The organism is Aquimarina sp. AU119, assembly GCF_900312735.1.
Classification (GTDB): Bacteria; Bacteroidota; Bacteroidia; order Flavobacteriales; family Flavobacteriaceae; genus Aquimarina; species Aquimarina algiphila.
In genome coordinates, this window is record NZ_OMPF01000001.1 from 455654 (window position 1) to 481383 (window position 25730).

General features: G+C 32.2%; 20 protein-coding genes. 2 read left to right on the top strand and 18 right to left on the bottom strand.

Translation table 11 applies throughout. The annotated features are described in order from the left end of the window. Positions 1-75: 75 nt before the first annotated feature. The 13 genes from DK442_RS01860 to DK442_RS01920 all read right to left on the bottom strand — a co-directional run bounded on the left by DK442_RS01860 (position 76) and on the right by DK442_RS01920 (position 11050). Positions 76-2613 carry a sugar-binding domain-containing protein gene (locus DK442_RS01860; protein ID WP_109434140.1) on the bottom strand — a complete coding sequence of 846 codons (2538 nt, stop codon included), beginning with the start codon at positions 2611-2613 and terminating at the stop codon, positions 76-78. A gap of 141 nt (positions 2614-2754) precedes the next feature. Beyond that, positions 2755-3333 (bottom strand): uracil-DNA glycosylase family protein, encoded by a 579-nt coding sequence (locus tag DK442_RS01865; protein ID WP_109434141.1) that lies wholly within the window; start codon positions 3331-3333, stop codon positions 2755-2757. A 96-nt stretch (positions 3334-3429) separates the two neighbouring features. After that, positions 3430-3903 (bottom strand): YHS domain-containing (seleno)protein, encoded by a 474-nt coding sequence (locus DK442_RS01870; protein WP_109434142.1) that lies wholly within the window; start codon positions 3901-3903, stop codon positions 3430-3432. Between the two features lie 70 nt (positions 3904-3973). Further along, positions 3974-4327, bottom strand: a complete 354-nt coding sequence (locus tag DK442_RS01875) for a nuclear transport factor 2 family protein (RefSeq protein WP_109434143.1) — start codon at positions 4325-4327, stop codon at positions 3974-3976. 108 nt (positions 4328-4435) lie between these two features. Further along, entirely contained in the window at positions 4436-5473 is a 1038-nt protein-coding gene (locus DK442_RS01880) for an AraC family transcriptional regulator (protein WP_109434144.1), read from the bottom strand. 171 nt (positions 5474-5644) lie between these two features. After that, positions 5645-5809: a hypothetical protein gene (locus tag DK442_RS01885; protein ID WP_160114014.1), complete on the bottom strand. Its 165-nt coding sequence runs from the start codon at positions 5807-5809 to the stop codon at positions 5645-5647. A 67-nt stretch (positions 5810-5876) separates the two neighbouring features. Then, positions 5877-6053 carry a hypothetical protein gene (locus tag DK442_RS01890; RefSeq protein WP_160114015.1) on the bottom strand — a complete coding sequence of 59 codons (177 nt, stop codon included), beginning with the start codon at positions 6051-6053 and terminating at the stop codon, positions 5877-5879. 67 nt (positions 6054-6120) lie between these two features. Further along, positions 6121-6300 (bottom strand): hypothetical protein, encoded by a 180-nt coding sequence (locus tag DK442_RS01895; protein WP_109434147.1) that lies wholly within the window; start codon positions 6298-6300, stop codon positions 6121-6123. 37 nt (positions 6301-6337) lie between these two features. Next, the gene (locus tag DK442_RS28045) at positions 6338-6508 is read right to left on the bottom strand and encodes a hypothetical protein (protein ID WP_160114016.1); all 171 of its coding nucleotides are present in this window, start codon (positions 6506-6508) and stop codon (positions 6338-6340) included. A gap of 79 nt (positions 6509-6587) precedes the next feature. Beyond that, positions 6588-8291 (bottom strand): response regulator transcription factor, encoded by a 1704-nt coding sequence (locus DK442_RS01900; RefSeq protein WP_160114017.1) that lies wholly within the window; start codon positions 8289-8291, stop codon positions 6588-6590. Between the two features lie 668 nt (positions 8292-8959). Beyond that, a complete protein-coding gene (locus DK442_RS28750) occupies positions 8960-9094 on the bottom strand; it encodes a hypothetical protein (protein ID WP_255412203.1) in 135 nt (44 codons plus the stop codon). 296 nt (positions 9095-9390) lie between these two features. Beyond that, positions 9391-10122: a cysteine hydrolase gene (locus DK442_RS01915; protein ID WP_109434151.1), complete on the bottom strand. Its 732-nt coding sequence runs from the start codon at positions 10120-10122 to the stop codon at positions 9391-9393. A gap of 76 nt (positions 10123-10198) precedes the next feature. Further along, positions 10199-11050, bottom strand: a complete 852-nt coding sequence (locus DK442_RS01920) for an AraC family transcriptional regulator (RefSeq protein ID WP_109434152.1) — start codon at positions 11048-11050, stop codon at positions 10199-10201. A gap of 273 nt (positions 11051-11323) precedes the next feature. Here DK442_RS01920 and DK442_RS01925 point away from each other — a divergent pair, with 273 nt between their 5' ends. Together DK442_RS01925 and DK442_RS01930 are read left to right on the top strand one after the other, a co-directional pair. After that, the gene (locus DK442_RS01925) at positions 11324-12205 is read left to right on the top strand and encodes a helix-turn-helix domain-containing protein (RefSeq protein WP_109434153.1); all 882 of its coding nucleotides are present in this window, start codon (positions 11324-11326) and stop codon (positions 12203-12205) included. 151 nt (positions 12206-12356) lie between these two features. Then, entirely contained in the window at positions 12357-13199 is an 843-nt protein-coding gene (locus tag DK442_RS01930) for a phosphatase PAP2 family protein (protein ID WP_109434154.1), read from the top strand. Between the two features lie 22 nt (positions 13200-13221). Here the strand turns inward: DK442_RS01930 and glpK are convergent, their stop codons facing one another. The 5 genes from glpK to DK442_RS01955 all read right to left on the bottom strand — a co-directional run bounded on the left by glpK (position 13222) and on the right by DK442_RS01955 (position 25631). Next, positions 13222-16401: a glycerol kinase GlpK gene (gene glpK, locus DK442_RS01935; RefSeq protein WP_109434155.1), complete on the bottom strand. Its 3180-nt coding sequence runs from the start codon at positions 16399-16401 to the stop codon at positions 13222-13224. A gap of 182 nt (positions 16402-16583) precedes the next feature. Next, positions 16584-17492 carry a GyrI-like domain-containing protein gene (locus DK442_RS01940; protein ID WP_109434156.1) on the bottom strand — a complete coding sequence of 303 codons (909 nt, stop codon included), beginning with the start codon at positions 17490-17492 and terminating at the stop codon, positions 16584-16586. Positions 17493-17503: 11 nt separating this feature from the next. Then, the gene (locus DK442_RS01945; RefSeq protein WP_109434459.1) at positions 17504-18871 is read right to left on the bottom strand and encodes a vanadium-dependent haloperoxidase; all 1368 of its coding nucleotides are present in this window, start codon (positions 18869-18871) and stop codon (positions 17504-17506) included. Between the two features lie 28 nt (positions 18872-18899). After that, on the bottom strand, positions 18900-22169 hold the full coding sequence (locus tag DK442_RS01950; RefSeq protein WP_109434157.1) for a VCBS repeat-containing protein: 3270 nt from the start codon (positions 22167-22169) through the stop codon (positions 18900-18902). 72 nt (positions 22170-22241) lie between these two features. Beyond that, a complete protein-coding gene (locus DK442_RS01955; protein ID WP_235010885.1) occupies positions 22242-25631 on the bottom strand; it encodes a VCBS repeat-containing protein in 3390 nt (1129 codons plus the stop codon). Positions 25632-25730 lie beyond the last annotated feature (99 nt).

Consider the following 25730-nt stretch of genomic DNA (forward strand, 5'->3'; position numbering starts at 1 on the left):
TCTGATAATTAACCCATTATCTTGTGTCAAAAAGCTCGATTGTATTCCTAAAGTAAAGACACCATTTTAAAAACTCTATAATTTTTTAACCTCTATCTCAATAGTATTACTTTCTATAGTATCGCAAGTCGCTTTTATTTTTATCGTAGATGCTCTTGTATTGGATTGTAGTATTAATAATGCTTTTCCTTTTAATGTTCGCACATGGTTGGTCTGATATTTTTCTATTACTTCTCTACCACCATTATCAACTCCTAACACTCTTGTATCTCCTTCTATATAAAATACTACTTCTCTATCATTGTTACGTATTGGGTTTCCGTTTATATCTTCCAACTGTATAGTAACATGGGCTACATCATATCCATCTGTGGATAAGTATTGTTTATCTGTATGTATTGCTACTTGCTCAAATTTTGCAGCAGTTTGTATTGATGATTCAACCGAACCTCCTAAAGCTGTTGCTGTTAATTTACCATCTGAATAAGGGACTAGCCATTTTAAAATATGATCATTTTGATCTTCCAATTTTTGAGTCCCCAGTGATTTTCCATCTAAAAATAATGTCACTTGGGGTTGATTAGTATACACTTCTACTGCAATTTCTTGCTCTTTTTTATAGTTCCAATGTTCATTTACATTATGCCACCCCCATTTTTGATGAGCTGCCCAATTTGACTCTTTTTCGACTAATTGTTGTTTAGATGCATCCCATACATAAGGTGATTGATCTATCAACTGTGTTGTAATATATATATGTGGCTCATCTGACCATAAAGTTTTAAACATATGAAATGCTGGTTTTTTAAATCCTGCAAAATCCAACAATCCACTGCTGGAACCTCTAATTGGCCATGCTCTCGATTCGCCCATATAATTAATTCCAGTCCACAAAAACATTCCTGCTATAAACTCCTTGTCCAGTACTTGTTTCCATTCATGATACTTTGCCCAATTTTCTGTTCCTAAAAACGTTTTTTCAGGATAATTGCGATGTACATAGTCATATACCGATTGACGATAGCTTAAACCAACGATATCCAAAGCATCTGCGTAACCAGAAAAATTACTTACTGAGGGTATGGTAATATTTGCAGTAACAAAACGAGTAGTATCTTCTTCTTTAACCCATTTTGATAGTTGTTTTGCTGTATTAGCTAAATTAAATTTCCCTTGTCCTTCGGTATTAAAATTTTCTTTTATTTGATCTATTGATAAAGGAGGTTCATCCCAATAATAGCTTACATCACCTACTCTGTTTTTACCCCAATATCCTGTTGCGCTCATATATCTGGGATACGTCCATTCGATTTCATTACCGATACTCCACATGATAATAGATGGATGATTGCGATCCCGTAATACCATACTTTTTATATCCCGAGCAGACCACTCGGTAAAATGCTCGGTATACCCTTTTGTCAATGGGCTAGCTTCTTTTTGATTATAATTATGTCTTTTATCTTTTGGATTATTCCATTCATCAAAAGCTTCATCTTGTACCAGAAACCCCATTTGATCACATAAATCCAAGAATTCTTCTGAGGGAGGATTATGGGCAGTTCGAATTGCATTACACCCAGCTTCTTTTAACGCTTTCAATCTACGTTTCCAAACACCTTTGGGCACCGCACTTCCTACCAAACCTCCATCATGATGCAGACAAACACCTTTGATCAAAGTATTTTTTCCATTTAAGAAAAACCCTTTGTCTTTATCAAAAGCAATAGAACGAATTCCAAAAGGAGTTTCAGATCTATCTACAACAACATCATTAACGATAATTTCAGAAACAAGTCTATACATATTTGGAGTTTCTATATCCCAGATATTTGGATTTTGAATAGTAATTTCTTGTAATTGTGGTACTGATGCATTCGGTTCAATATCTATTTTATTTTGAATACTGGTTATTTTAATATCCTGATTATAGATTACAGTACGGACAATGGCTTTTTGTTTTTCTGAAGATTGATTTGCTATTGTTGATGTAATCGCTACAGTCGCTTTCTTTTCTGAAACTTTGGGAGTACTAACAAAAACTCCCCATTGTGGTATATGTACTTTACTTTTGGTTACTAATTTTACATTACGATAAATCCCTGAACCTGGGTACCATCTACTGTCTATATAAGCAGAACGGTCTACCTTTACAGCAATCTGATTAGGTTGATCATAGTTTAAATATTTCGTCAATTCATAGGTAAAAGGTGTATATCCATAAGGATGTTTCCCCAAATAGTGCCCATTAATCCATACTTCTGAGTTAGAATACACGCCATCAAACTCGATCCAAGTGAGCTTATCTTTTGTGCTTGAAGGCACTGTAAAAGTTTTACGATACCAACCTATGCCGCCTGGTAAAAATCCTGTTGCACCTGCTGTCTTTTCCTGAGAAAATTCTTGTGTAACACTCCAATCATGTGGCAATCTAATCTCTTCCCAATTGGTATCTGTTAAGGTTATACTTTGTCCGTTTTTAACATCTCCTAAATGAAATTTCCAATCAAAATTGAAGTCTTCTATACTTCTGGTAAATTCTGATTCGCTAGAATTACATGCGAGTAGTAAAACACTTGTAAGTATTATATAAAGAAAGGGTTTTAGATTCATGATCATAATTTTGCAATAAGTATAATTTCAAAGCATACTACGCTTAAAAATCTATAGAGATATTTGCAAATTTATATTGAACCATTCCTAAGCAATACAACGAATAGATAAAATGTTATCACATTTAGTCTATTTGCTGCTTTATGAACTCAGTCCCAAACGATTAATTTCTTCTTTTAACCGAGGCAATACCTCTTTCCCAAACCATTCATTCTTAGCTTGCCAGATATTATTTCTTGGGGAAGGGTGTGGCAAAACAAAATATTTGGGGAGGTAGCTTTCAAAACTATGAACAGTTTCTGTTAATGTTCGTTTTGATTTTTCTTTTAGGTAATAATCCTGAGCATATTTACCTACTAATATCGTGAGTTCTACATTTTTCATTTGCTTCAGTAGTTGATTATGCCATAATGGAGCACATTCTTTCCTCGGGGGTAAATCTCCCGACTTACCTTTTCCTGGATAACAAAATCCCATAGGTACTAATCCTACTTTTGTAGCATTATGAAATGTATCATTATCTACTCCCATCCAACTCCTCAAATTATCTCCACTTTTATCATCCCAAGGAATACCTGTTCTATGTACTACTGTTCCGGGTGCCTGACCAATAATTACAACCTTACTCTCTATTGTTCCCGATACTATAGGTCTCGGCCCCAGTTCTAAATGCTCAGAACATACGGTACATCTCGATATTTCTTGTAATAATTCTTTCATCCTTCTAAAATAAAAAACTAAAGCATACCAATCAATACAAATTATTAATCAATATGCTTTAGCCATCATAAAAATCAATCTTAAAACTAGTCTTTTTTAATTATGTGTTTTACTAAGTTTTTCCCAATTTTTATTTGCTGTCGAAACAAGTTTGTTATGATCTTTTTCTGCTAACCATAATTGCTGAGCATCTAATTCTAAATTGTACAGGTACAGGAAGTATTTTCCATCTTTTACTATAAATTTATTTGGATCTGGTCTAAACTTTGCGCCAGCGTATACTCCAAAAGCGCAAAAACCGCCATATTCAGGAATATATTTTTTAGGATTCTTATCAAAGGTTGCTTTTTGTTCTGCTGATGTAAAATAATACACCACTTTTTGATATTCAGATTTATGTTGTTTTACTCCTTTTTGAGCAATTTTTAAATCCAAATAGGACACTGGACTATACCCTTCTAAAGCAATATTACTATTATCAATATTATTTGCTTTGTTATCCTGAGCAGATAGCGTTGTACTTATTACTAAAGCAAATAGGACAACTATTGTTTTTACTATGTTTTTCATTATTACTATTCTTTATATTTTATTATTATTTTAAATTCGTTGTGTTGGTCAAATACATCAAAATATGACCTTATTGTGCGTTAAAATATTCTTCTTGTATTACCTTTCCTTCGTTATTCCAAACTCTGCGAATAATCTCATGCCAATAAATCTTACTCTCGTCTTTCATGTTAAAGTCAAAGGTAAATTCTGAAGCAGATACATTACCATCTACAATAGTATGATGATGTGTAATACCATTAACTTCTGCAATTGCTCCGGCAAAACCTTCCATTTTTTCAACCATCTGTTGCTTATTGGTAGTTGCCAATCCATTATAATCTGAAGTTGTTGCGTCTTCTGCAAAAAATTGCTTTACAGCATCTACGATAGCTCCTTGAGTTACTATACTGTCCATTTGGGTTGCTTGTTCTTTAATATTCATTTTTTATATTTTAAGTAGTTAAACAAATTGTGTGTTGTAATTACATTGCAAATATGAAAATGATTAGCCTCGCAGAGGCTACAAAAAACACGCTATAAATTGTACTTTTTATTTTTTGTACTTTGTAGGCGAAGTGCCTACATAGTTAGTGAAGAATGAAGAAAAATGATTAGCCTCTTCAAAACCTAAAGCATAAGCTACATCTTTTACATTTTCATTTTCTTCTAACATCATCTTTGCAGATGAAATGATCTGTAAACGAATTAATTGCCCCAGAGAAGTATTCATTTTTTGTTTTACCTTTTTTGATAATGTTTTTACACTAATATTCATTTCTTCGGCATAGAACCCAAGAGCATGTTCTTCTTTATGAAATTCCTGAATAAGTGCTATAATATCCTGTGAGAAAGTATCTCTGTTTTGGTAATCAAAATTATCTCTGAACTGCCTAGGGGTTTGCCCTACTTTGTTCTTAAAAAAACGATTAAAATATGCTGCATCTTTAAACCCTTGATCGTATGCAATTTCCTGAATACTTTTATCTGTAAATGCTATATCCTTTTTGCTTTCTGTAAGTTGTTTTTTATGTATTAGTTTATGGATAGAAATTCCAATTTTATCTTTAACCAAATGCTGAACATCATATTGGGTATTCACCATAAAATCGATTAAAGATTTTGTATTGATCTGATTTGCAAATTCTGCATCTATTACATCTTTTACATCAAATATAACCTGGTATTCTTCTTTATTGGCTTGAAAAGGGTTTTGCCAATACCACTGTTCGGTAGAAACATCAATAAGATTACTCATCTTATCATTAAAGACAGTAGTATTTAGAAAAGACTGACAATCTTCACATTCATTAAAATTGATATACCCTAATGAAATAAGATGCTTAAACAGAATTCGTACGTCTTTGGATTTAAATAGTATTTCATCAGGAAAATCAATAAATCGAACTACAAAATCGTCTGACATAAATTTGATATACTGCCCTTTTTCCAGGTAAATGGCTTTATCCTCCCAATCCTGATAACTCTTAAAATCAACCTGAATATTACCGGTTCCTTCAAGAATATGAATCAGTGTATACTTTGTAATAAAATATACTTTATTGATTTCGGCATTGATCTTCTTTACCATTATAAACGAATTGACTTTATCTTGGTCGAAATTTATTCTTAAAAGTAGTATATGTTATTCTGTATTGCAAATTTATAAGCTTGACCAATATATCTGTAAAAAACCCGAACAGTGGTTCGAGTTTGTTTTGATAATTAACAAAATTGTCTTAATCAAGATATATTTCTTACATTAAATCAATCCACCACTTAAAGGATCCGTTTTAATACCGCATATCTTAGTGTCTGTGTCTGGTGGAATTGAAATAGATCCCCCCATAACATTTTGAGCGTTTTCTAGCTTAGTAATTTTAATCTTCTCTAAGCTCAGTATTCTTTTATTTTTACTTGTTTTCATGTGATTATAATTTTTATGACTCATACTGTTAAACCCCTGTTCCTTAAATAAATATATAAAACATTGGCTAACCGCCGTTTCCTGTCGCCTGAATTGGAAGCGTTTTAATTATCGGACCGCATTTCCAAATATCAGTACTTTCAGGAGATGTAATAGATCCCCCTCTAACACGTTGAGGGCTTTCTAGCTTAGTAATTTTAATCTTGTCTAAACTTAGTATCCTTTTACTTTTCTTTGTTTTCATGTGATTATAATTTTTGTGATTCATACCATTAAAACCCTAGTTTTTAAGCAGGTATCTAAAATACTAATTAACCTCCATTTCCTGTCCCTTGAATCGGATTTGTTTTTGTTGTATCTACACATCCTGGAGCATCCCTTGTAAGAGGAGGATTACCACACCCCTTACCATTAATTACATGTATATTCTCTAATTTACTGATTTGAATCTTGTCTAAACTGAGAACCCTTTTATTCTTACTTGTTTTCATAACATTTTTTATAAAAATTAATAGTATTTTTTTAGATCTATATGGTCCCCAGCGGACTTGTTTTTGTTATAACTGTACATCCAAAATCATCCCTTGTAATAGGTACAGGGTTACCGTCTCCTTTACCGCTAATTACATGTATATTCTCTAATTTATTAATTTGGATTTTATCTAAACTGAGAACCCTTTTCCTTTTGTTTGTTTTCATAATAGTCAATTTATAGATTAAATTTTATTATTTATTTGAAGAGTATTCAAATAGTATTCCAAAATGTATATATAACTTATTATCCGTTATTTAATTGTTTAATAAAATAGGATGGATAAATCCCTGTTCTCTTATGAAAAGCAGAAGAAAATGACTGTGCGTTTTTAAATCCGACTTCTTCTGCAATGGCCTTAATAGTGTAGGAACGCAATGCTTTATCAGTAGTAAGCTCACCAACAGCAAAATCAACTCGTAAATTATTAAGGTAATTTGCAAAATTCATGTTCTTATGTACATTGATAATTTTGGATAAATATGCGCTATTGGTTTGTAATTCTTTGGCCAATGAATTAAGTGTGTACTGTTTTTTAGAAAATCTAACTGATTCCTCAAAGCCATGAAGCTTCTTTAATACTGTTGCTATAACTTCTTCTGGAATATCAATCTCTTCTTTTTTTGAAATAGTATTGCTAATAGTATTGAATTCTGGCTGACCTTGATCTTTATTTTTTTGTTCTTCGAGCAAATTCAAAAAACGCCTTTTATTAGCATAACTTCTATAAAAAAAGTACACTACGAGAATAACTAATGTAATTAAAAATAGAATGAGTACTGCTATTGTTTCTTCTTTTAAAAATGTTTCTTCCTGCAGTTCATTAATTAATTTTTCTTTTTCAGCAATTAATTCTGCCGTGTCATATCGTTCATTAATATTTTTGGTCAAATAAATCTGATTTGCATGCCGAATACTATCCAATCTTAACAACGTATTGATATATTCAATTTGTTTCTCGAGATCATTTTTTGATTTGGAATCTGCTATTAGATAATCATATGTATCTATTAATTCTGGAATAACATCTTCAGTTTTCTTAAGAATATGATCTACATTCTTAAAATATGATATACTGCTTTCATTGTTTCCCAAGGCCCTATATGATCTAGCTATATAGTAATCACAAATAGCCATTCTTGTGTTTACCTCATCAAAATCTTTAATGATATCTTTTCCTTTTTCTAAACTATCAATTGCTGTTTTATAGTTTTTAGAAAAATACTCATACATCCCTGAGTACATTACAAAATGAGAATATATAGATGTATCGTTCACTTTTAATGTTTGACGAATTCCCTGGTCAATATAACTTTTAGCCTTACTAAATTGATTACTGTAAACATATGAATCGGTTAAAGCAAAAAGCACTCTATTATAATCGGATGGGCTTTTAAATTTAGGATTCTGATCTAAAAAGTTTAAGTGTTCCAAGAATATAGTTTGGGCTTCTTCTCTTTCTCCTGCATTGTTTTTTAATAGTCCTATATTAAATTTTATAGATCGGTATAAATATTGGTTCCCATTTTTTTTTGCAGCTTCTGAAGCTATTAAATAGAGCTCAAGAGCTTCTTTATAATTCCCCAATTCATATTGTCTATTACCCTGTAACAAATACCCTTTAGCAGGGTAATTCATATACTTTTTATCTTTTGTGATCTCAATCAAGCTATCTGCATATTGTAATTTAACCTCTGTTACTAAGAGTTCTAAAAAGAAATATGCATTTGCCATACCTAGAGTATCAGCACGGGATTTGGACTCAGATAAATACGACTGTAGTGTTTTAACCTTAAGACTATCTGTTTTTTGATTTGCAATTAAGGCTTTGAGTTGATTATAACCCAGATCATTCTGATTCTTATCTTCTTTTTCATTTTGCCCATATACCTGATTCGCATAAACAAACAGTATCAACAGGTAACCTAAAAATGTATACTTTTTAATCATAAGCATAATTTTTTACAAAATTTCATTTATCTGCTCCATGGAAACCAAAAACCATACCCTTTAAATAAACAATTAAAAACCAATGATTTACACATCATAAATTGTATTACATGTATGAAGTCACCTCATTAAATTCTAACCAAATAGATTTTATGAGTACCAAGATAATTAATTTGATTACAAAAGTTAATATTATCTAAATATAACCGACCTTTTGATCATAAAATTAAAACCCTGTGGTATTTATAAATTTGTGGTTTAAATTTATAAATACCAAGAACATTGTTTTGTATTTCACATATGTTTTGAGCTAATTTTGGATATATAAAAACTAATAGTTTAAAACTATTTGATAATATAAAACTGATTTGTTGGGGGTAATGCGCATCAGCTATTAATACCAATTCAACCATAAAACATGATATATAATTCGTTTATTTTTTACAATTTCTTAGTTTTAAAATTTAACAATAGCTATGGCTATTCTGAAATTTTATGCCTTGAACTAACAAAAACTAATTCAAATTATCCATATCTCATTTTATAATCGATTTGGTATAATTATCAAAGTGTTTAAATTAAAAACCTGAACAAATGTTCAGGTTTTTTTTATGTATTTATTAATTTTTTAATCTGTTTGATTCCCATAACAGAATAATATTAGTTGTTTATTTCTTCTTTTTAGTAGGTCTTTTAAAATACATTCTGGCTTTTATTTTATTATACAATAAAACAATAACAGCAAACAAACCTAATATCAACAAACCTCCTCTGCCCGTTAAGTATTCAAATATGTCCATCATAAATAGTTCTCTTTTTTGTTCAAATATATTTAATTTTCGATAAGAAAAACCCGTTTCGATTGTATTGCGTAACACCAATAAGACGTAACACTATTATGTTTTCTTACAATATAAATACAACATTTCTCAAAAAGTAAACCCTTGTACAGAAAAATCTGTCAAGGGTTTGCTCATACCGTTTACAATTTGAGTTTACTGCAATAAAATGTTTTTTTTCTTTTACAGTATACCCAAACTATAACTGGTATTAATCACGAATTAATCAAAATCACTACTTCTGATATTATTAATGTCGTTTATTTTTTCGTACTCTTTATTTCTTTTACTATTTCTTTGGTAGTATACACATGACTCGCAATCATTTGAAAATTTACCACAGCAGCTTCATAAGCATTCATACCTGGTAAAATTGCTCCTGCAGTTGCATCTTTTACTACCGCTACATCAAAACCTGATTCTACAAGATCTCTCATATGAGATTCTGTACATAAATTAGCAGACATTCCTGCCAATATTACTTTACCATAGCCGTGTTTACGCAATTGTAACGCCAAATCGTTAGATTCTGGCCCATACACTTTATGAGGGCTTGTCACAATAACATTATCTCCTTTGATGTATTTTTTATAGGTATCCAGCCAATCTGCTCCTGATCCTTCAAAACCGTCTAGCGACAAAGCATCTTTTCTATCAAACATATTGATTTTATGCATCAAAGCTTCTAAAGCTCCTTCTATCTTCCATGTATGATCATGAGGGTAATAGTAGTGTGGAGAAACAAAAACTGGTATGTTTTTTTCTTTTGCAACCTTAAATAATGCTTCGATATTATCTACCGTATTATTAGCGGTTACACTTTCTCCCACAACTCCCCAAGTTACGCCATCAGGGCTTAAAAAATCATTTTGTGGATCTGTAATTACTATGGCTGTATTCTCATCTACAGTAAATCCCGGATCAGGAAGCTGTGCATATACACTTGTTAATCCTGATATTAATAAAACTATGGTTACTATTACATTTTTCATTGTCTCTTTTTTTTAAGGTTAATACTCAATTTGACAATGCAAAGATGGCTCAGAAAACAGAGCAGTTGTTAGGTAACTATTCCCGAAGTGTTGGCAATTTTTCCTCACTTATTTTTTCTTTAAACTCTGAAGGGGAAATACCTTCTTGTTTTTTGAAAAAACGACTAAAGGTTTGAATATCATCATAACCGATTTCATAGGCTATTTCTTTTATTTGCTTATTCGTATAATGTAAAAGCCTTCTTGCTTCTAACATTTTTCGATCTTGTATGTATTGTAAAGGTGTTTTTGATCCTATCTTAGAAAAAATATTAGACAATGTTTTTGGGGATTTATGCAATAAACCCGCATATTCTGAAACACTATGTTTTGTTTTAAAATGCTGTTCTACCAAAAAATTAAATTCTCTTACCATATCAGAATCTTCTTTTTTGCTAGGATAGTTTTCCTGAGACTTATAAATTCTGGCACATAGAATAAGATAGCGTTTTAACATCATTTGCAACATCTCTATTTGCAAACTATCATCAGATTGCATTTCTATAGTAAACATTTTCCATAAGGTTTCGAACTTATCTACTTCTTCTTCGGGAATCTGAATAACAGGTAACTGTGATGCTCCAAAAAACAAAATACCTTTACATCCCACTTCTGTGTCATGATCAAGAATACAATAGAAAGGTCTATTAAATCGAAGAAATCTAATCTGTTTTACATCTTTTATAATAACGCGATGAAACTCGGTTAAAAACACAATTTGATTTTTAAAAAATATATGGCTCTTTCCATCTATTATTAATTCATTCAAATCAGATTCAAACCATAAAATAGTTAAGCTACTTTCGATAGTTTTTTTTAATACATCATTGTTTTGACTATTAATCGTTTCTAGCTGAAGATATTCCTTTATATTTCCTAAAAAAATCATATTTACATTTGGCTTTTAGTATTGCCAAAATTTTGCCTTAATTGTTAACTGTACTTCATAGTATTGCATAAATCCAACATCATCACAAAGAAATACATCGATTTATCATAAAAACATCCCTACATCTATACTTTGAATATTTTCTTCATAAGATATTCTCTAAGTTCTTATAAACCAACTTTTCTTTATTGCAAGATATACATTGATAGACATTTGCCTGTTTTATTATTAACACCTTTATTTGTACAATTAAGACATTGACTCTAATATATCATGAAACTTCCTATTTTAGATATTACTCAATTTCACGATACCGGTGATATTGAGAGTTTTTATGCTAATGATTTTGAATCCCATCTACGTAATAATCGGGATATAATATCTCATCCTCACAAGCATAATTTTTACCTTTCGGTTCTATTTATAGAAGGGGAAGGAATTCATGAGATCGATTTTGAATCTTATTCAATCAAACCTGGATCTATTTTCCTTTTAAGACCAGGACAAACCCATTCTTGGAAATTTACAAAACCAGGAAAAGGGTATATCTTTTTTCATTCTAAAGAATTTTATGAAGCTATTTGTCAAAATAAAAACCTTAATATATTTCCTTTCTTCTTTTCAAACCAAAATTCTCCATCGATTTACCTCAACAAAGAGACTATGTCCTCTATCGAACCACTTTTTATCTCTATTCTAAATGAAACACGTTCTTCTGCACTATTAAAAAAGCAAAAATTAGTCAACCTCATTGATCTAATCTATATAGAATTATCTCGACTTGTATTAAAGGATAGCCTTGAAGACCTGGTAAATTCTAAAAACTTTACCATGAAGTTATATAAGTTCGAACAATTGATAGAAGAGAAGTATAAAACATTAAAATCTGCTCTCGCCTATGCCGAAATCATGAATATTAGTGTTAAACATTTAAATCGAATCTGTAAAGAGACTATTGGAAAAACAACTACAGACCTTATTCTGGAAAGAGTCATTTTAGAAGCCAAAAGACAAATCTTATATTCTGAAAATAATCTTGCAGAAATTGCCTGGGATCTTGGATATGATGATTATTCTCATTTCTCAAAATTATTTAAACAAAAAAGTGGTATATCCCCTTCTCAGTTTCAAAAAATGTATCTAAAGAAGGTATAATTTCTTCGTCTGTTAAGTACATAAAGGTTAAATCATTATATTTATGATTTCATCAGAGGCTCAAATTTATATTTGGGTTTTGTTTTTTTATATGAATAGATATATTCGTTATTATTAAGAAGTTACTATTTTTGCTTCGTAAATTTTTACTATGAATTATTTCAAGACCCTACTTACTTATACTCTGTTAGTTTTCATTACAACCTCAATTCATTCTCAAGATTCTGAAGGAGAAATGACGACCTGGCAGATGATCAAATATGATGGAGCTTCAATTTATAAAGGAGTAAAACACACCTATACTCAACCCTTTAGATGGAAAGGAAAAGATTGGGCCACCTTTGGCGGAATAGTAGCAGGAACAGCAACTTTACTAGCCCTTGATGAACCTGCCAATGAGTATTTTACAAAACAAGGAGAAGATATCCCCAGCGGGATAAGGGAAGTAAGTTTTCGTTTTGGGAAACCTTTATTAAATTATGGTTTAACAAGTAGCGTATATGCATTAGGGTTAATTACAAAAAATGAAAAAATAAGAAAAACTGGAGTATTACTAATTGCTTCTGCAACAGCTGGAGGATTGCTCCAGACGGTAAGTAAGACCTTAATAGGGCGAGCACGACCACTTACAGGAGAAGGAAATCTAAGTTTTCGGTTTTATTCTGGAGGTGATGCCGGGTTTCATTCTTTTCCTTCAGGGCATGCTATTCTTTCAGTTACGACCGCTTATGCTATAGGAAAACAGTTTAAAAACCCATATATAAAAGGAGGTATTTATGCCATTGGAATGTTATCACCAATATCTCGTTTATGGGAAGGGGCGCATTGGCTTACAGATGTTGTTTTGAGTACAGCTTTAAGTATCGTTATCGTTGATGGTATCGATAAATACTTAAAAAGGACAGAACGCTATGCTTACAACAATAAAGAAAATAAGATACGTTGGAACCTTAAACTAGGAGCAGGGCAAATAGGAATAGTAGGGCAATTTTAACTCTAAAATAGTTTTTTCTTTTCTATTCAAATTCTTTTTCATAATAAGTAGCTGCATCTTGTAATAAAAGATCTAAATATTTGTTTTCTGCTTTAAGACGAATTTCATCCCATCTTAAATATCGTATCAGATCTTCCTGAATTAAGGATCTGTACTGATGTACGCTCTGAATATCAAAATAGAGCCTCCCTGTTCTTCTTACAAAAAAATCTGCCAAACCATTGGTCATTTCATGATGTACACTATACCATAACTCTGCTCGTATTAATTTTTCTTCAACAGAATCGTTTAAAAAGTAATTTACCTTATCTATAATAATATCTGCTTGTTTGCCATAAGTAGTAGCCAAATACCATCCATAATAGGGGTCATCATTTTTTAATTCTTTAAGTCGTAATGTAATATGATCCAGATATACATTTACGGCTGCAGTATTTTCAAGTGGTGTGCTTGTAAGAGGAATTTGTTCTGTATGAGACTTAGAAAATTTGTCTCTTCTTTTAGTACTCATTGTCTTAAGCACTGTATCAATAACCCGTTGTGCCATCTTTCTATATCCAGTAAGTTTTCCTCCTGCAATAGAGATCAACCCCGTTTTTGACACAAAAATCTCATCTTTTCTGGATAGTTCTGATGGATCTTTTCCATCCTCATGAATCAATGGTCTAAGTCCTGCCCAATTTGATTCTATATCTTCCTGACTTAAGTGTACTGTAGGAAACATATTATTAATAGCATCCAAAAGATACTGAGCATCCATAGTGGTTGCTACGACACGATTAAGGTTTGCACTATAGTTTGTATCTGTAGTCCCCACATAGGTAGCTCTTCCTCTCGGAATTGCAAAAATCATCCTTCCATCGGGAACATCAAAATAAATAGACTGAGTAAGCGGAAAACGCTCTCTAGAGAAAACAAGATGAACTCCTTTGGTAAGATGCAGGTGCTTATTATTCATAGAATGATCTTTTTCTCGTAAAAGATCTACCCATGGACCCGCCGCAGAAACAAAATTTCTAGAACGTATTGTGAAACTTTTCTTCGTATTGTGATCAATACATTTTAGACTTTTAATCTTACCTTCTTCATCATAATTAAAAGAAGTCATTTCGCAATAGTTTATACTATTTGCTCCAAAAGAAGCCGCCTTTTTAAGTAATTCTACAGTAAGTCTTGCATCATCTGTTCTATATTCTGCATAGTATCCTCCTCCTGTAAGTCCATCTTTACTAAGTAATGGTTCCTTTTCTAATGTTTCCTGCGCACTTAACATTTTTCTTTTGTCATCCCCTTCTACATTGGCAAGAAAATCATAAACTTTTAACCCTACAGATGCCATAAATTTTCCATACGTACCTCCTTCGATAAGAGGCAATAGCATTTTTTCGGGGACCACTAGATGGGGAGCAAGTTTATGCACTGTTGCACGTTCACTACCCGATTCTTTCACCAAGCCTATTTCCATCTGTTTAAGATATCTAAGGCCACCATGGATAAGCTTTGTTGATTTATTACTGGTTCCTGAAGCAAAGTCATTTTTTTCTACCAAACACACTTTTAACCCTCTGGATGCCGCATCCAATGCTATTCCAGCTCCGGTTACTCCACCTCCTATGACAACAAGGTCATATTTTTCGTTTTTTGCACTCCGCAATTGCATCTCTCTATCTAAAACAGAAAAACGAATAGGTCCGTCCTCTTTCACAGCTAACATGTTTTTATTCACTGTCTTGGTACGAGCCACTGCTTGTTGCCATCCAGTATACTTACGACTGCGTTCATGTGCCGTAATTTCTGGAGTAAATATTGTGTCTATGGTCCTAATTTTTGAAATATCTTTTTTTGTCCATATTCCAGCCTTAATTCCTGCTAAAAATGCCGCACCCATAGCAGTAACTTCTAACATTTTTGGACGATCTACTGCTACATTAAGAATATCTGACTGAAATTGCATTAAATAATTATTTGCTGATGCACCGCCATCTACCTTAAGTTCTTTCATCTGTTTGCCGCTATCTTCTACCATAGCTTCCAGTACATCTCGCGTTTGGTAAGCCAATGCCTCTATTGTGGCTTTGATTATTTCATTTTTACCAGAATCCAATGTAAGTCCATAAATCGCTCCTTTGGCTTCCATATCCCAATATGGAGCTCCTAATCCTGCAAATGCCGGTACAACATATAATTCATCAGAAGTAGGAGTAGATTTACAAATAGCTTCTGTTTCTGATACGTTATCAATAATTTGAAGTTTATCTCGTAACCACTGTACAGATGCTCCTCCCACAAAAATACTCCCTTCTAGCGCATATTTAATATTATCTTCTGGTAAGCTACAACATAATGTAGTTAGTAAACCATTTTTGGATTTATATGGTTTTTTACCTGTATTAAGTAACATAAAACACCCTGTCCCGTACGTATTTTTAGCAATTCCAGAGGTATATCCTCCTTGTCCAAATAATGAGGCTTGTTGATCTCCTGCTACTCCATAAATAGGAATATCATACCCCTGGTAATTAATATTCCCAAAATCTGAAGAAGAATATTGTACTTGAGGCAGTACCGATTTAGGAATATCCATTGCCTTTAATAATGTGTCATCCCAGTCTAAATCAATGATATTATAAAGCATCGTTCTCGATGCATTAGAATGATCTGTAACATGCTTAGCTCCATTAGTAAATTTCCAGATTAACCAAGTATCTATTGTTCCGAATAAAAGATCTCCATTTATTGCTTTTTCTCTGGCACCTTCGACATGATCCAATATCCATTTTAATTTTGTTCCAGAAAAATAAGAATCAATCACCAACCCCGTATGCTTAGATACATATTCATCTAATCCTTTTGATTTGAGGTGTTCACAAATCTTGGTAGTTCTTTTATCCAACCAAACTATCGCATTATAAATAGGTTTTCCTGTAGTTTTATCCCAAACAACTGTCGTTTCTCTTTGATTAGTGATTCCTATAGCAGCAACTTCTTCGATACGTAATCCAGATGTCTTCAATACTTCTTCAAGAACTTCTTGCTGATGCATAAAAATTTCAAGCGGATCATGTTCAACCCATCCTGATTTAGGATAATGTTGTGTTAATTCTTTTTGGGCAACACCACATATCTCTCCTAGATTGTTAAAAATAATAGCCCTAGTACTTGTGGTCCCCTGATCAAATGCGATGATGTGTTTTTTGGTCATATCCTAATGTTTAAATGCAATACAACTTGTTTTTTAAGCAAAATCTTAAAAGAAATTCTTAAAAAAGAGGTAATTACTTATATACTTTAACAATATTTCTTCAATAAAAAATTATTCTTTTGATAAAAATAATAATTTTCTATGCTATTCTATGCTATTATATAAATTTTATTTTTTAAACACTATTCATTCTCCGCTAATTCATCTTTGATTGGCAGAAATATTTCTGCTTTCCATTCTAGTTCATCTCCTCCTTGCATCGGGTTATTGTAAAAGATTTCTAACGGTGTCTTTTCTACCAAAATATTATTTTTCTTTGCATAGGTTAATAATACAAACCATGCTTCATCACTATTTCTATAATTTCCATGATATGTAGCTTTTAGAGCCTTTTTAGACTTTATTTTTCCGACGTTGATTCCTGAACCAACCGGTAATGAATCCCGGTACTTTATTGGAAATCCAAAATCAAGATAAATAGAATCTGCTTCAGTATCCCAGTTTTTAATATTTACAAAAGGAAAACCATCTTTTTGAATATCATTTTTGGTCAATTTAGGATACAGAAATGCATTAGACCTCATCATCTCATTAGCTTTTCTATATCGTTTGGTTTTAGAAGAAACTGAAATATACTCCATCTCAGGGGATTCTGATTCTCCATCAACAACTACCATAAAACTATCTGTATAGTTCATTATTTTTTTTCTAAGATCAATAAGATTACTTTTTACAGAATCTATAACCTTCGAAGATCCAATAAGCACCTTCAGTCGGTTTTCAAGAGAATGATCTTGGGAGACAATACCCACTTCAACTTTGGTAATGGTATCTGCCATACTTTTAAAATTCCATTCTAATATAACCGGCACCTTATCAATAATTATTTTCTGTTGTAACGATTCATAAGGATAAATTTCTCTTATATCATTAGTTTTTGCAATTGATCTAAGGTTTTTAACTTGATCATATATACTTCCAGGAGCTGCATTTGCTTTGAAGCTAATCTCGTAGTCATATTTTTTAATATATAAATACCATATGGTCAATCCAAAAAGCAAGGTCACTATAACAATTACTACTTTTTTCATCACTTGTAACCCTATTTGTTGCTATCTGTTTTAACATTGTCCCCATCTATCATCTGAAGTTTTTTGACTACGAATTCTCCCAATCTTCGTCCTTGTTCCAAGCCTAAATCTATAGCAGCGCGATAGTGAATCCCACCGTACAATCTGCTAATTGCAGCTTCATCTGCGGCTAAGCTAAAAGAATTAAAAGAGCGAATAGGAAGTCCGTACTGTACTTCGGTATCATCGTTGAAAGCAAAATTATCTCCAAAAATATCGGTTAGCACTGTCGAGGCAGCACCAGAAACTACAGAATGCCCACTGGTATATTCTGGAAAAGGTGGTGTTTGTAAAACCGGTTCCCAATTCTCATCAATATGTTGATTTATTAGCGTTTCTGGACGTATCAAATTACTTCTATACTTCTCATCCCAGCAGCTTATAAATGCATCAGAGATGGCTATAGATGTTTTTGTATACGCATATACCGTTTTTGCAAAATCTGCATCTGTTTTCCTACAGGCAATTTTACAAATTCCAATCCAATGTGCTCCCGGAGTAATCTTTTTTGTAGCAAACATAAGATGCCCTTTATGTGTTGACACATATGGATTGCAGTCCCAAAATTGGGCTATTTGTATTTTTTCTGAAGTTTCTCCTTCTGCTTTTATTTCTTTTCCAACTTCATAAGTCTCCAATACTTCTTTATAAAAGGGAGAATCTTTTTCTAAAGAAAAATCAGGATGTTTTGTGGGTGTAAACTGTGATGCAGAATCAATAATAGAAGCCCTGATCTCCCTCCAATGTGGTTCGATCCCATCCATATAATCGGGTGGTGTAGGTTGCCATCGAGCAGGATCTTCTGTATTAACCGTAAATTTTGGCATCGTTCGCGTTTGTGCATAGTTATCTTTTGACAACCAATCTTTTATATGCTGTGCTACTTGCAGCCCGTATGCCTTAGAAGTCTTAAAATTTGTTTCATTAATTCCTTCCCATGAATTGTACAAGCTATCCCTATAAATTTCTATTTTATCTTCTGAAAAAACAAGTTCCTTACCTACATCCAGATAGGCCACCAGTGCAGCAATTTTATAATTAATATTTAGCGTTGTATCTGCCTCAGGAATTGCAGTCAGTCCATGTAATTTACCCGATAAAGTTCTATACTTCTTATTTTCCTGACGGATAACCTCGTACGCAGCAATATTAGGATAATTATATATTCTGCTCGCTACGGGGGGAGAAAATATATCATGAACCATCACCTCGGTAATTTTATCTACCGTAGTATGGTAAGTATCTTGTGTAATTTCTATTTGAACAGCTTCTTTTTGACAAGAACTTAATGCTACCAGGAATAGCAAAAGATATAAAAATCTTTTTTGCTCTTTGAACATTTTCGTAAGTGTTAGCGAATTCCGTTTTTTATTTAGAAAACTCATAAATCTCTGATTCTGCATTATTAATGGTAATTAGTAAATAAGTACGAGAAGCAAAATTAATGATATTTAGCCCTCGTACTGATTTTTGAGTGAGGTTAATATTCAATTCACTTCCTTCGATTACATCTCCATTTTTTTGAAGTATCGCTCCAGCAAAACTATCAAATCTACCATGATATGGTATTACTCCAAAATAATTACCCGCCATTAGAACTTCTTCTTCACCGTCACTATTAAAATCATACTTTAGCATCCTTGTAATAGGTGAAACTTGTAGAGCATCTTTAAAAGGAACGAAAGTAAATTTTCCGTTATCATTTTTTAAATATCCTGATGCCAATTGATGTGCTTCAAGTAAAGTTGCTTGATCCAATAATTTAGTGCCGAAAATTTCTTCGACTGTTTTTCCTGCAAAGGCCGAATAGGAGGTAAATTTTTTTCTTAGAAAATTTAACTGACTCGATAACTCATCAAGTCCAAGTGCAGTATAATAATTCCCATTTTTTGGAATAGCAACAATAGTTTCTGTCTTTTTGTTATCATCAAAATCAGAATAATATAATCGTAAAGGAAAATCTATTGATGCTTTAAATTTAGAATTGAGTCCAAAATTTCCAAGTATATAATCTTGATCACCATCATTATCCATATCAAATGCTATTATAGATTGCCATAGGCCATTCATCTTATCCTTTAAAATAGAAGAAGTTACATCTAATAGAGTTCCGTTATTATTCTTGAAAAAATGTGGTGACATCCATTCTCCAACTACGATTAAATCATGAAGTCCATCCCCGTCAAAATCATTCCAAATAGCATCAGTAACCATCCCTACTTTTTGTAAAGCTATATTCTCTTTTTTTCTAAAACTACCATTATCATTTATCAACATATAAGAGTTCGGAATATTCCCAAAATCATTAGATACCGCGTATGCTCCTATAAAAAGATCCAGATCTCCATCAACATCTATATCATAGGGTTTAATGACAGATTCATGTTCAAAAATTTCAGGAAAATCAGCCTTAAATAAACCTACATCTGAATTCAGATATAATCGATCTACCAATTCTTTTGATGCTCCATAATATTCTCCTCCTGACGAAGCTACCAAAAGATCTTTTTTACCATCTCCATTAAGATCTTCAAGTATTGCAGTTACATCTTCTTTTCGTTTATCATCTTCTAAAACGTCAATTTGTTGATTTTCAAAACCTGTTGCGGTCTGAAATACTATTTGAGAAGTTTCATTTTTTGAACTTCCAAAGAAAATATCGTCTTTTCCATCTCCGTTGATATCCCCCACAACAGTTGCTGGTCCTCGATCAGAAATCTTATACGGAATCAGTTTTTGTCTATTAAAATCTATATATGTATTCTCTTTATGAACATAATGTAACCCTGGTAGGCTATTTATTTTGTTAAACCACTCTTTTTTTCCAGTAAATATTTTATCATAATTAGCCCTATTTCGTTTATTCAAAACTTTAATGGTTAATGTTTGATTTGCTTCTACATGCTCAGCAACTTGAATAGTATTATCAGGCCAAATAATCTTAAGAGAATCTATTATTTTTGTTTTTCCATATCCAAAATGAATCATTGCTTCTGAAGAAGATTGAAATCCTTTTGCAGTAAACAACTGTTTATATTGTGCTATACCATTATGGTACGATATTACTTTGGTTCCGATTCCAAATACATTTGGTTTTTTATATTTAAATTTTAACTTTAAATAATTCGATCTCCCGTTTGTTTTATTTCTATAAAAAGTAACAGGAGTATTCATATTATTAGTTACAATATCAATATCTCCATCATTATCAAAATCTGCATATGCACTTCCTGTAGATATAATTGAATCCTTTGGTAACCAGGATTTTGATCGATCTGTGAATCTAACCTCGCCAGACCCTTGAAACACATAATTTTGCACTGCTCCCGATGGCATGATACTTAACGCTTCATTATCTACCAACTTGGTTTTGGTTAGCTTATCTTTAATTTTTTCATTAGAGATATATTTTATGTAGTCCAGATTATTTGGACGTTTTGGTATCCCGTTGGCTATAAAAACATCTTGTTCTCCATCTTGATCATAATCTGCAAACAATGCCGACCAACTCCAATCACTTTGAGCAACACCACTAAGTAAAGCTGTTTCAGAAAAGAATTTTCCGGCCTTATTAATTTGTAGCATATTACGAGTATACTGGTAATGATATCCTAATTTATGAATCCTCATATCCAGCATATCCAGCGTCTCATCTCCTATAGATGCTTTTAGTACTTTTTCATCTTCGGGAGTCATATCTAGTGTCAAAATATCAACAAAACCATCATGATTAATATCAGTCGCATCACTCCCCATTGAAAAACGACTCGTATGTCCAAAATTTTCTTTTAATCGTTCACTAAATGTCCCATTTCTATTATTGATATAATAATAATCATCCTCATGAAAATCATTACTTATATAAATATCAGTGAATCCATCGTTATTAAAATCTGCTGTTGATATACCTAATCCATAGCCATTAGCTCCTCCAAAAATTCCAGCTTCTTCACTTACATCGGTAAAGATTGCACCATCATTACGAAGTAATTTATCCCCACTTTCGTAGCTTCTTTTATTACGTATAGAAGCTTTGCCAAAAGAATGCTGTGTATGAATAGCATGATTAAGAAGATACATGTCTAAATCTCCATCATTATCGTAGTCAAAGAATGCAACTGTAGAAGAGTAATTATCAAAATCCAATCCGTATTGCGATGCCTGCTCTGTAAACGTAGCATCACCATTATTAATAAACAACTCATTAACTCCATCTAAACCCTGAATTCCTGCTACAGCACAAACATAGATATCCAAATAACCGTCCCCATTTACATCTGCCATCACAGTACCCGTATTCCAGTCAGAACTACCAGCAACACCAGCTCTCTCAGTAATATCTTCAAATTCAAAATTTCCTTTATTAAGGTATAATGCATTCTTATCCTGATTTGAAGTAAAAAAAACATCAACCAAGCCATCATTATTAATGTCTCCAACTGCAACACCAGCTCCATTATAAAAATACAAGTAATCCAAAATATTTAAATCTTCTGTTGACTTTATATTATTTTGAAAAGTCACTTTTGTAGTTTCTACATCTACTTTATCAAATAATTCTCCATATTGTGATTCTCGCTTATTACAGCAACAAAAAAACAGTATTCCAAAAATTGTTATGATTATTTTTTTGATCATTATTATTTCTAAAAGTTACTAGCGTTTAGACCTCACAGGTTTTTGAAACCTGTGAGGTCCGTTATCAAAATCTTATTCTTTCAATTCAAAAATCTTTGGAGGCTGGTTATTTATTCCTGAAATTAAATATTTTCTATCTTCATTGTTTTTTATCCAATGTATTTCTTTTACTTCTCCTTCTACAAAAAATCCTGAAGATTCTTCATGAATATATTTCCCTTTACCATCACTAAACAAAACAACACCCCTACTAGCATCTAACCTAGAAAATTGTGGTTTAAAATTATAATTGTTCCCTCCCAGAATTAAATCCAAATGGCCATCATTATTAAGATCTACAGTTTCTATAGCATTAACACATGATAATTGTGCTTCTCGAGGTAAGGCTTTGATTTCAAAATTGCCATTACCATCATTATATGCTACCAGACTTGCAAAATTATTTACGTTTTTAACTATTGCATTTTGTAATACTTTTGCAGAAAACAACTCATCAATAGATTTAGTTGCGTATTCTGAGAATTTCAGATTTTGTTTTTTAAGCACATTGATTTGACCTGTTATTTCTTTCTTTAGATGTATCGGAACATCTTTTCCATTAATTGTTTGAGTAAACACCTGTTCTATGGTGCCGTTATTGTCAAAATCATTGATATACACTTTGGCTGGTTGTTGATTATTTGCTTTATACATTGCATTTAATCCACGGTTTCCTAATATCAGATCAATATCTCCATCTTCATCAAGGTCTGTAGCCTTAACTGTATTAAACCATCCCGAAACACTATCAAGATTACTATGTAAAAGAGTTAATCTTCGACCATTATTCTTAAAAATCTTTGGAGACATCCATTCACCAACCAGAATCAAATCTTTTTTATTATCTCCATCAACATCCTCCCAGGTAGCATCGGTAATCATACCAATATCTTGTGCCTTAAAAGCCTTTGATTCAATACTATTTTTAAAGTTTCCTTTACCATCATTTTCTAAAAGTTGATTTTTAGGGTTTATTCCATAAATCCCGGGTACGCTAATACTTCCAATAAAAATATCAACATCCCCATCTCCATCAAAATCATGAGGAGCAATAACCGAAGTGTTGGTATCGTTAAAAATCGTTTGTCCTTTAGAAAAATTTCCTTTACCATCATTAAGGTATATTCTTGTACTAAATTGAGTAGTTTTGGCTTGCGCAAAATTTCCTCCGGATCCAATAACCAAATCTAAATCCTGATCATTGTCAATGTCTATAAAATAAGCCGCTGTATCTTCATATGAGATTTCTTCTTTGTCTTTCCATGGAACTGTTTTCTGTGCAGACTTAAAGAATTGATTATCTTTTGTTTGAATATATAAATTCCCTGGTTGATTTGCCGCTCCACCAACATAAACATCATCTCTTTTATCTCCGTTCACATCTCCCACTGCAATTGCTGGCCCCTCTTTAGATAACATTTTTGGAATTAAACCTTCATAATCAAAATCTACATATGGGTCTTCTTTATGCCGAAGCATATTGGTTTTTATTTCAGAAAAATAACCATTTTCTGTATTCGTTGTTTTTTTGATGCTTTTAGAAGCATCAACGATATCCAATTGAATAGTTTGATTTGCATTGATTGTATTAAGTTTTTGAGTTTTCCCATCTGGCCAAACTACTCTTATAGAATCTACTTTTTCGGCTTTACCCAAACCAAAAGTCATTTTATAATCTATTGACGATTGAAATCCTCTTGACGGAACCAATTCTTGTCTTAATATTTCATCATCTCTATATAGTTCTACAATACTCCCGATACCAAAGGTATTTTTATCCGCCCCTTTTAACTCAACTTTCAAATAATTATTTTCTGAATTATTTTGATACACAAATAATGGCATGTTTACATTATTTACTACCAAATCTAAATCACCATCGTTATCTAAGTCACCATATGCTGCTCCATTAGAAAAACTAGGCTCAGTAAATCCAAAATCCTTTGTGGCGTTAGAAAAGGTAAGATCTTGATTATTCCTGAATGCATAATTAAGAATAGGAACACTTGGCATATTATTGATAATAGAATCCTGAGAGGTTTGCTTTCCAGAAATTGCCATTTTTTGATAAATCTCTGCTGCAAAAAAGTCCATAAAATCTTGATTTGTCAGATCGTGATAGATTCCATTACATACATAAATATCTCGATAACCATCATTATCCATATCAAATAATAATGCTCCCCATGACCAATCTGTATTACCCACTCCACTGTAAAACGCAACTTCAGAAAACGTATCATCTCCGTTATTAAGCTGCAACGTATTTTGCATATATTGATGATAGAAATCTTTACGTTGTTTTAGTTTGTATACATCGTACCGTTCAAAATCACTGGTGTTTTTAAGTCTCTCATCGTCTTCTGGAAGCATATCTGTAATAAAAACCTCTGGTTTACCATCATTATTAAGGTCAGCCATATCAGCGCCCATGGATGCCAAACTTATATGAGGCATTTTATTTTTTATATCTTCTGTAAACGTACCGTCCCCATTATTAATATATAAATAATCGCGTTCGTAGAAATCATTTGAGACATAGATATCAGGAAATAGGTCTTCATTAATGTCTCCTACGGTAACTCCTAAACCAAAACCTATTAAACTTCCATAAATTCCTGCACTTGCACTTACATCGATAAATTTTCCATCATCATTACGTAACAGTTTATCTCCACCCCCTTTAAACATCTCTGGAAGATTCCAATCCTCACTCCGTACTTCTCTTTTATCAGAATACCCCAAACTATTTACAGGAATAAAACTGTTATTAAGTATATATGCATCCAAATCACCATCTAAATCATAATCAAAAAAAGCGGTATGTGTGGTAAATCCACTATCGGCAAGATTGTATTCTGAAGCCTTTTCTGTAAAAGTTATGGTTCCTGAGCTTGTCGAAAGACCATTATTAATAAAAAGTTCATTCTTTTGATCATCGCCTTTTACATTTCCTGCATTACATACATAAATATCCAGTAAACCATCTGCATTTATATCTACCAAAACCACTCCTGTTGACCAAGATCTATTTCCACTAACTCCAGAAGATTCTGAAATATCTTCGAAGACAAAATTACCTTTATTGAGATACAATTTGTTTTTACCCATATTAGAAGTCAGATATATATCAGAAAGGCCATCATTATTGATATCTCCTATAGCAACACCTCCACCGTTATAGAAGTTTCTATATTTAAAGATGTTAAAATCTTTTTGATTGGTAACTTGATTTATAAAATCAATCCCTGTTTTTTCTGACTCTAGTTTAGTAAATAATGTGGATGGTTGTATTTGATTTATATTGCTTACAGGTTGTTCACTTTTCTGATTACAAGAAATTAACAATCCTATTATAAACAAATGCAAAAAAGTTTTGCGTATCATGATTCTGGTTTGTAAATGATCAATGATTAAACTCATGGTTAAAAATCAAGTATCTTTTAAAAATTACTTAACCTCATTTTAAAACCACTAAAAATTGAGTTTCTAAATATGTTTTACTAAAGTAGCAAAGCCCTT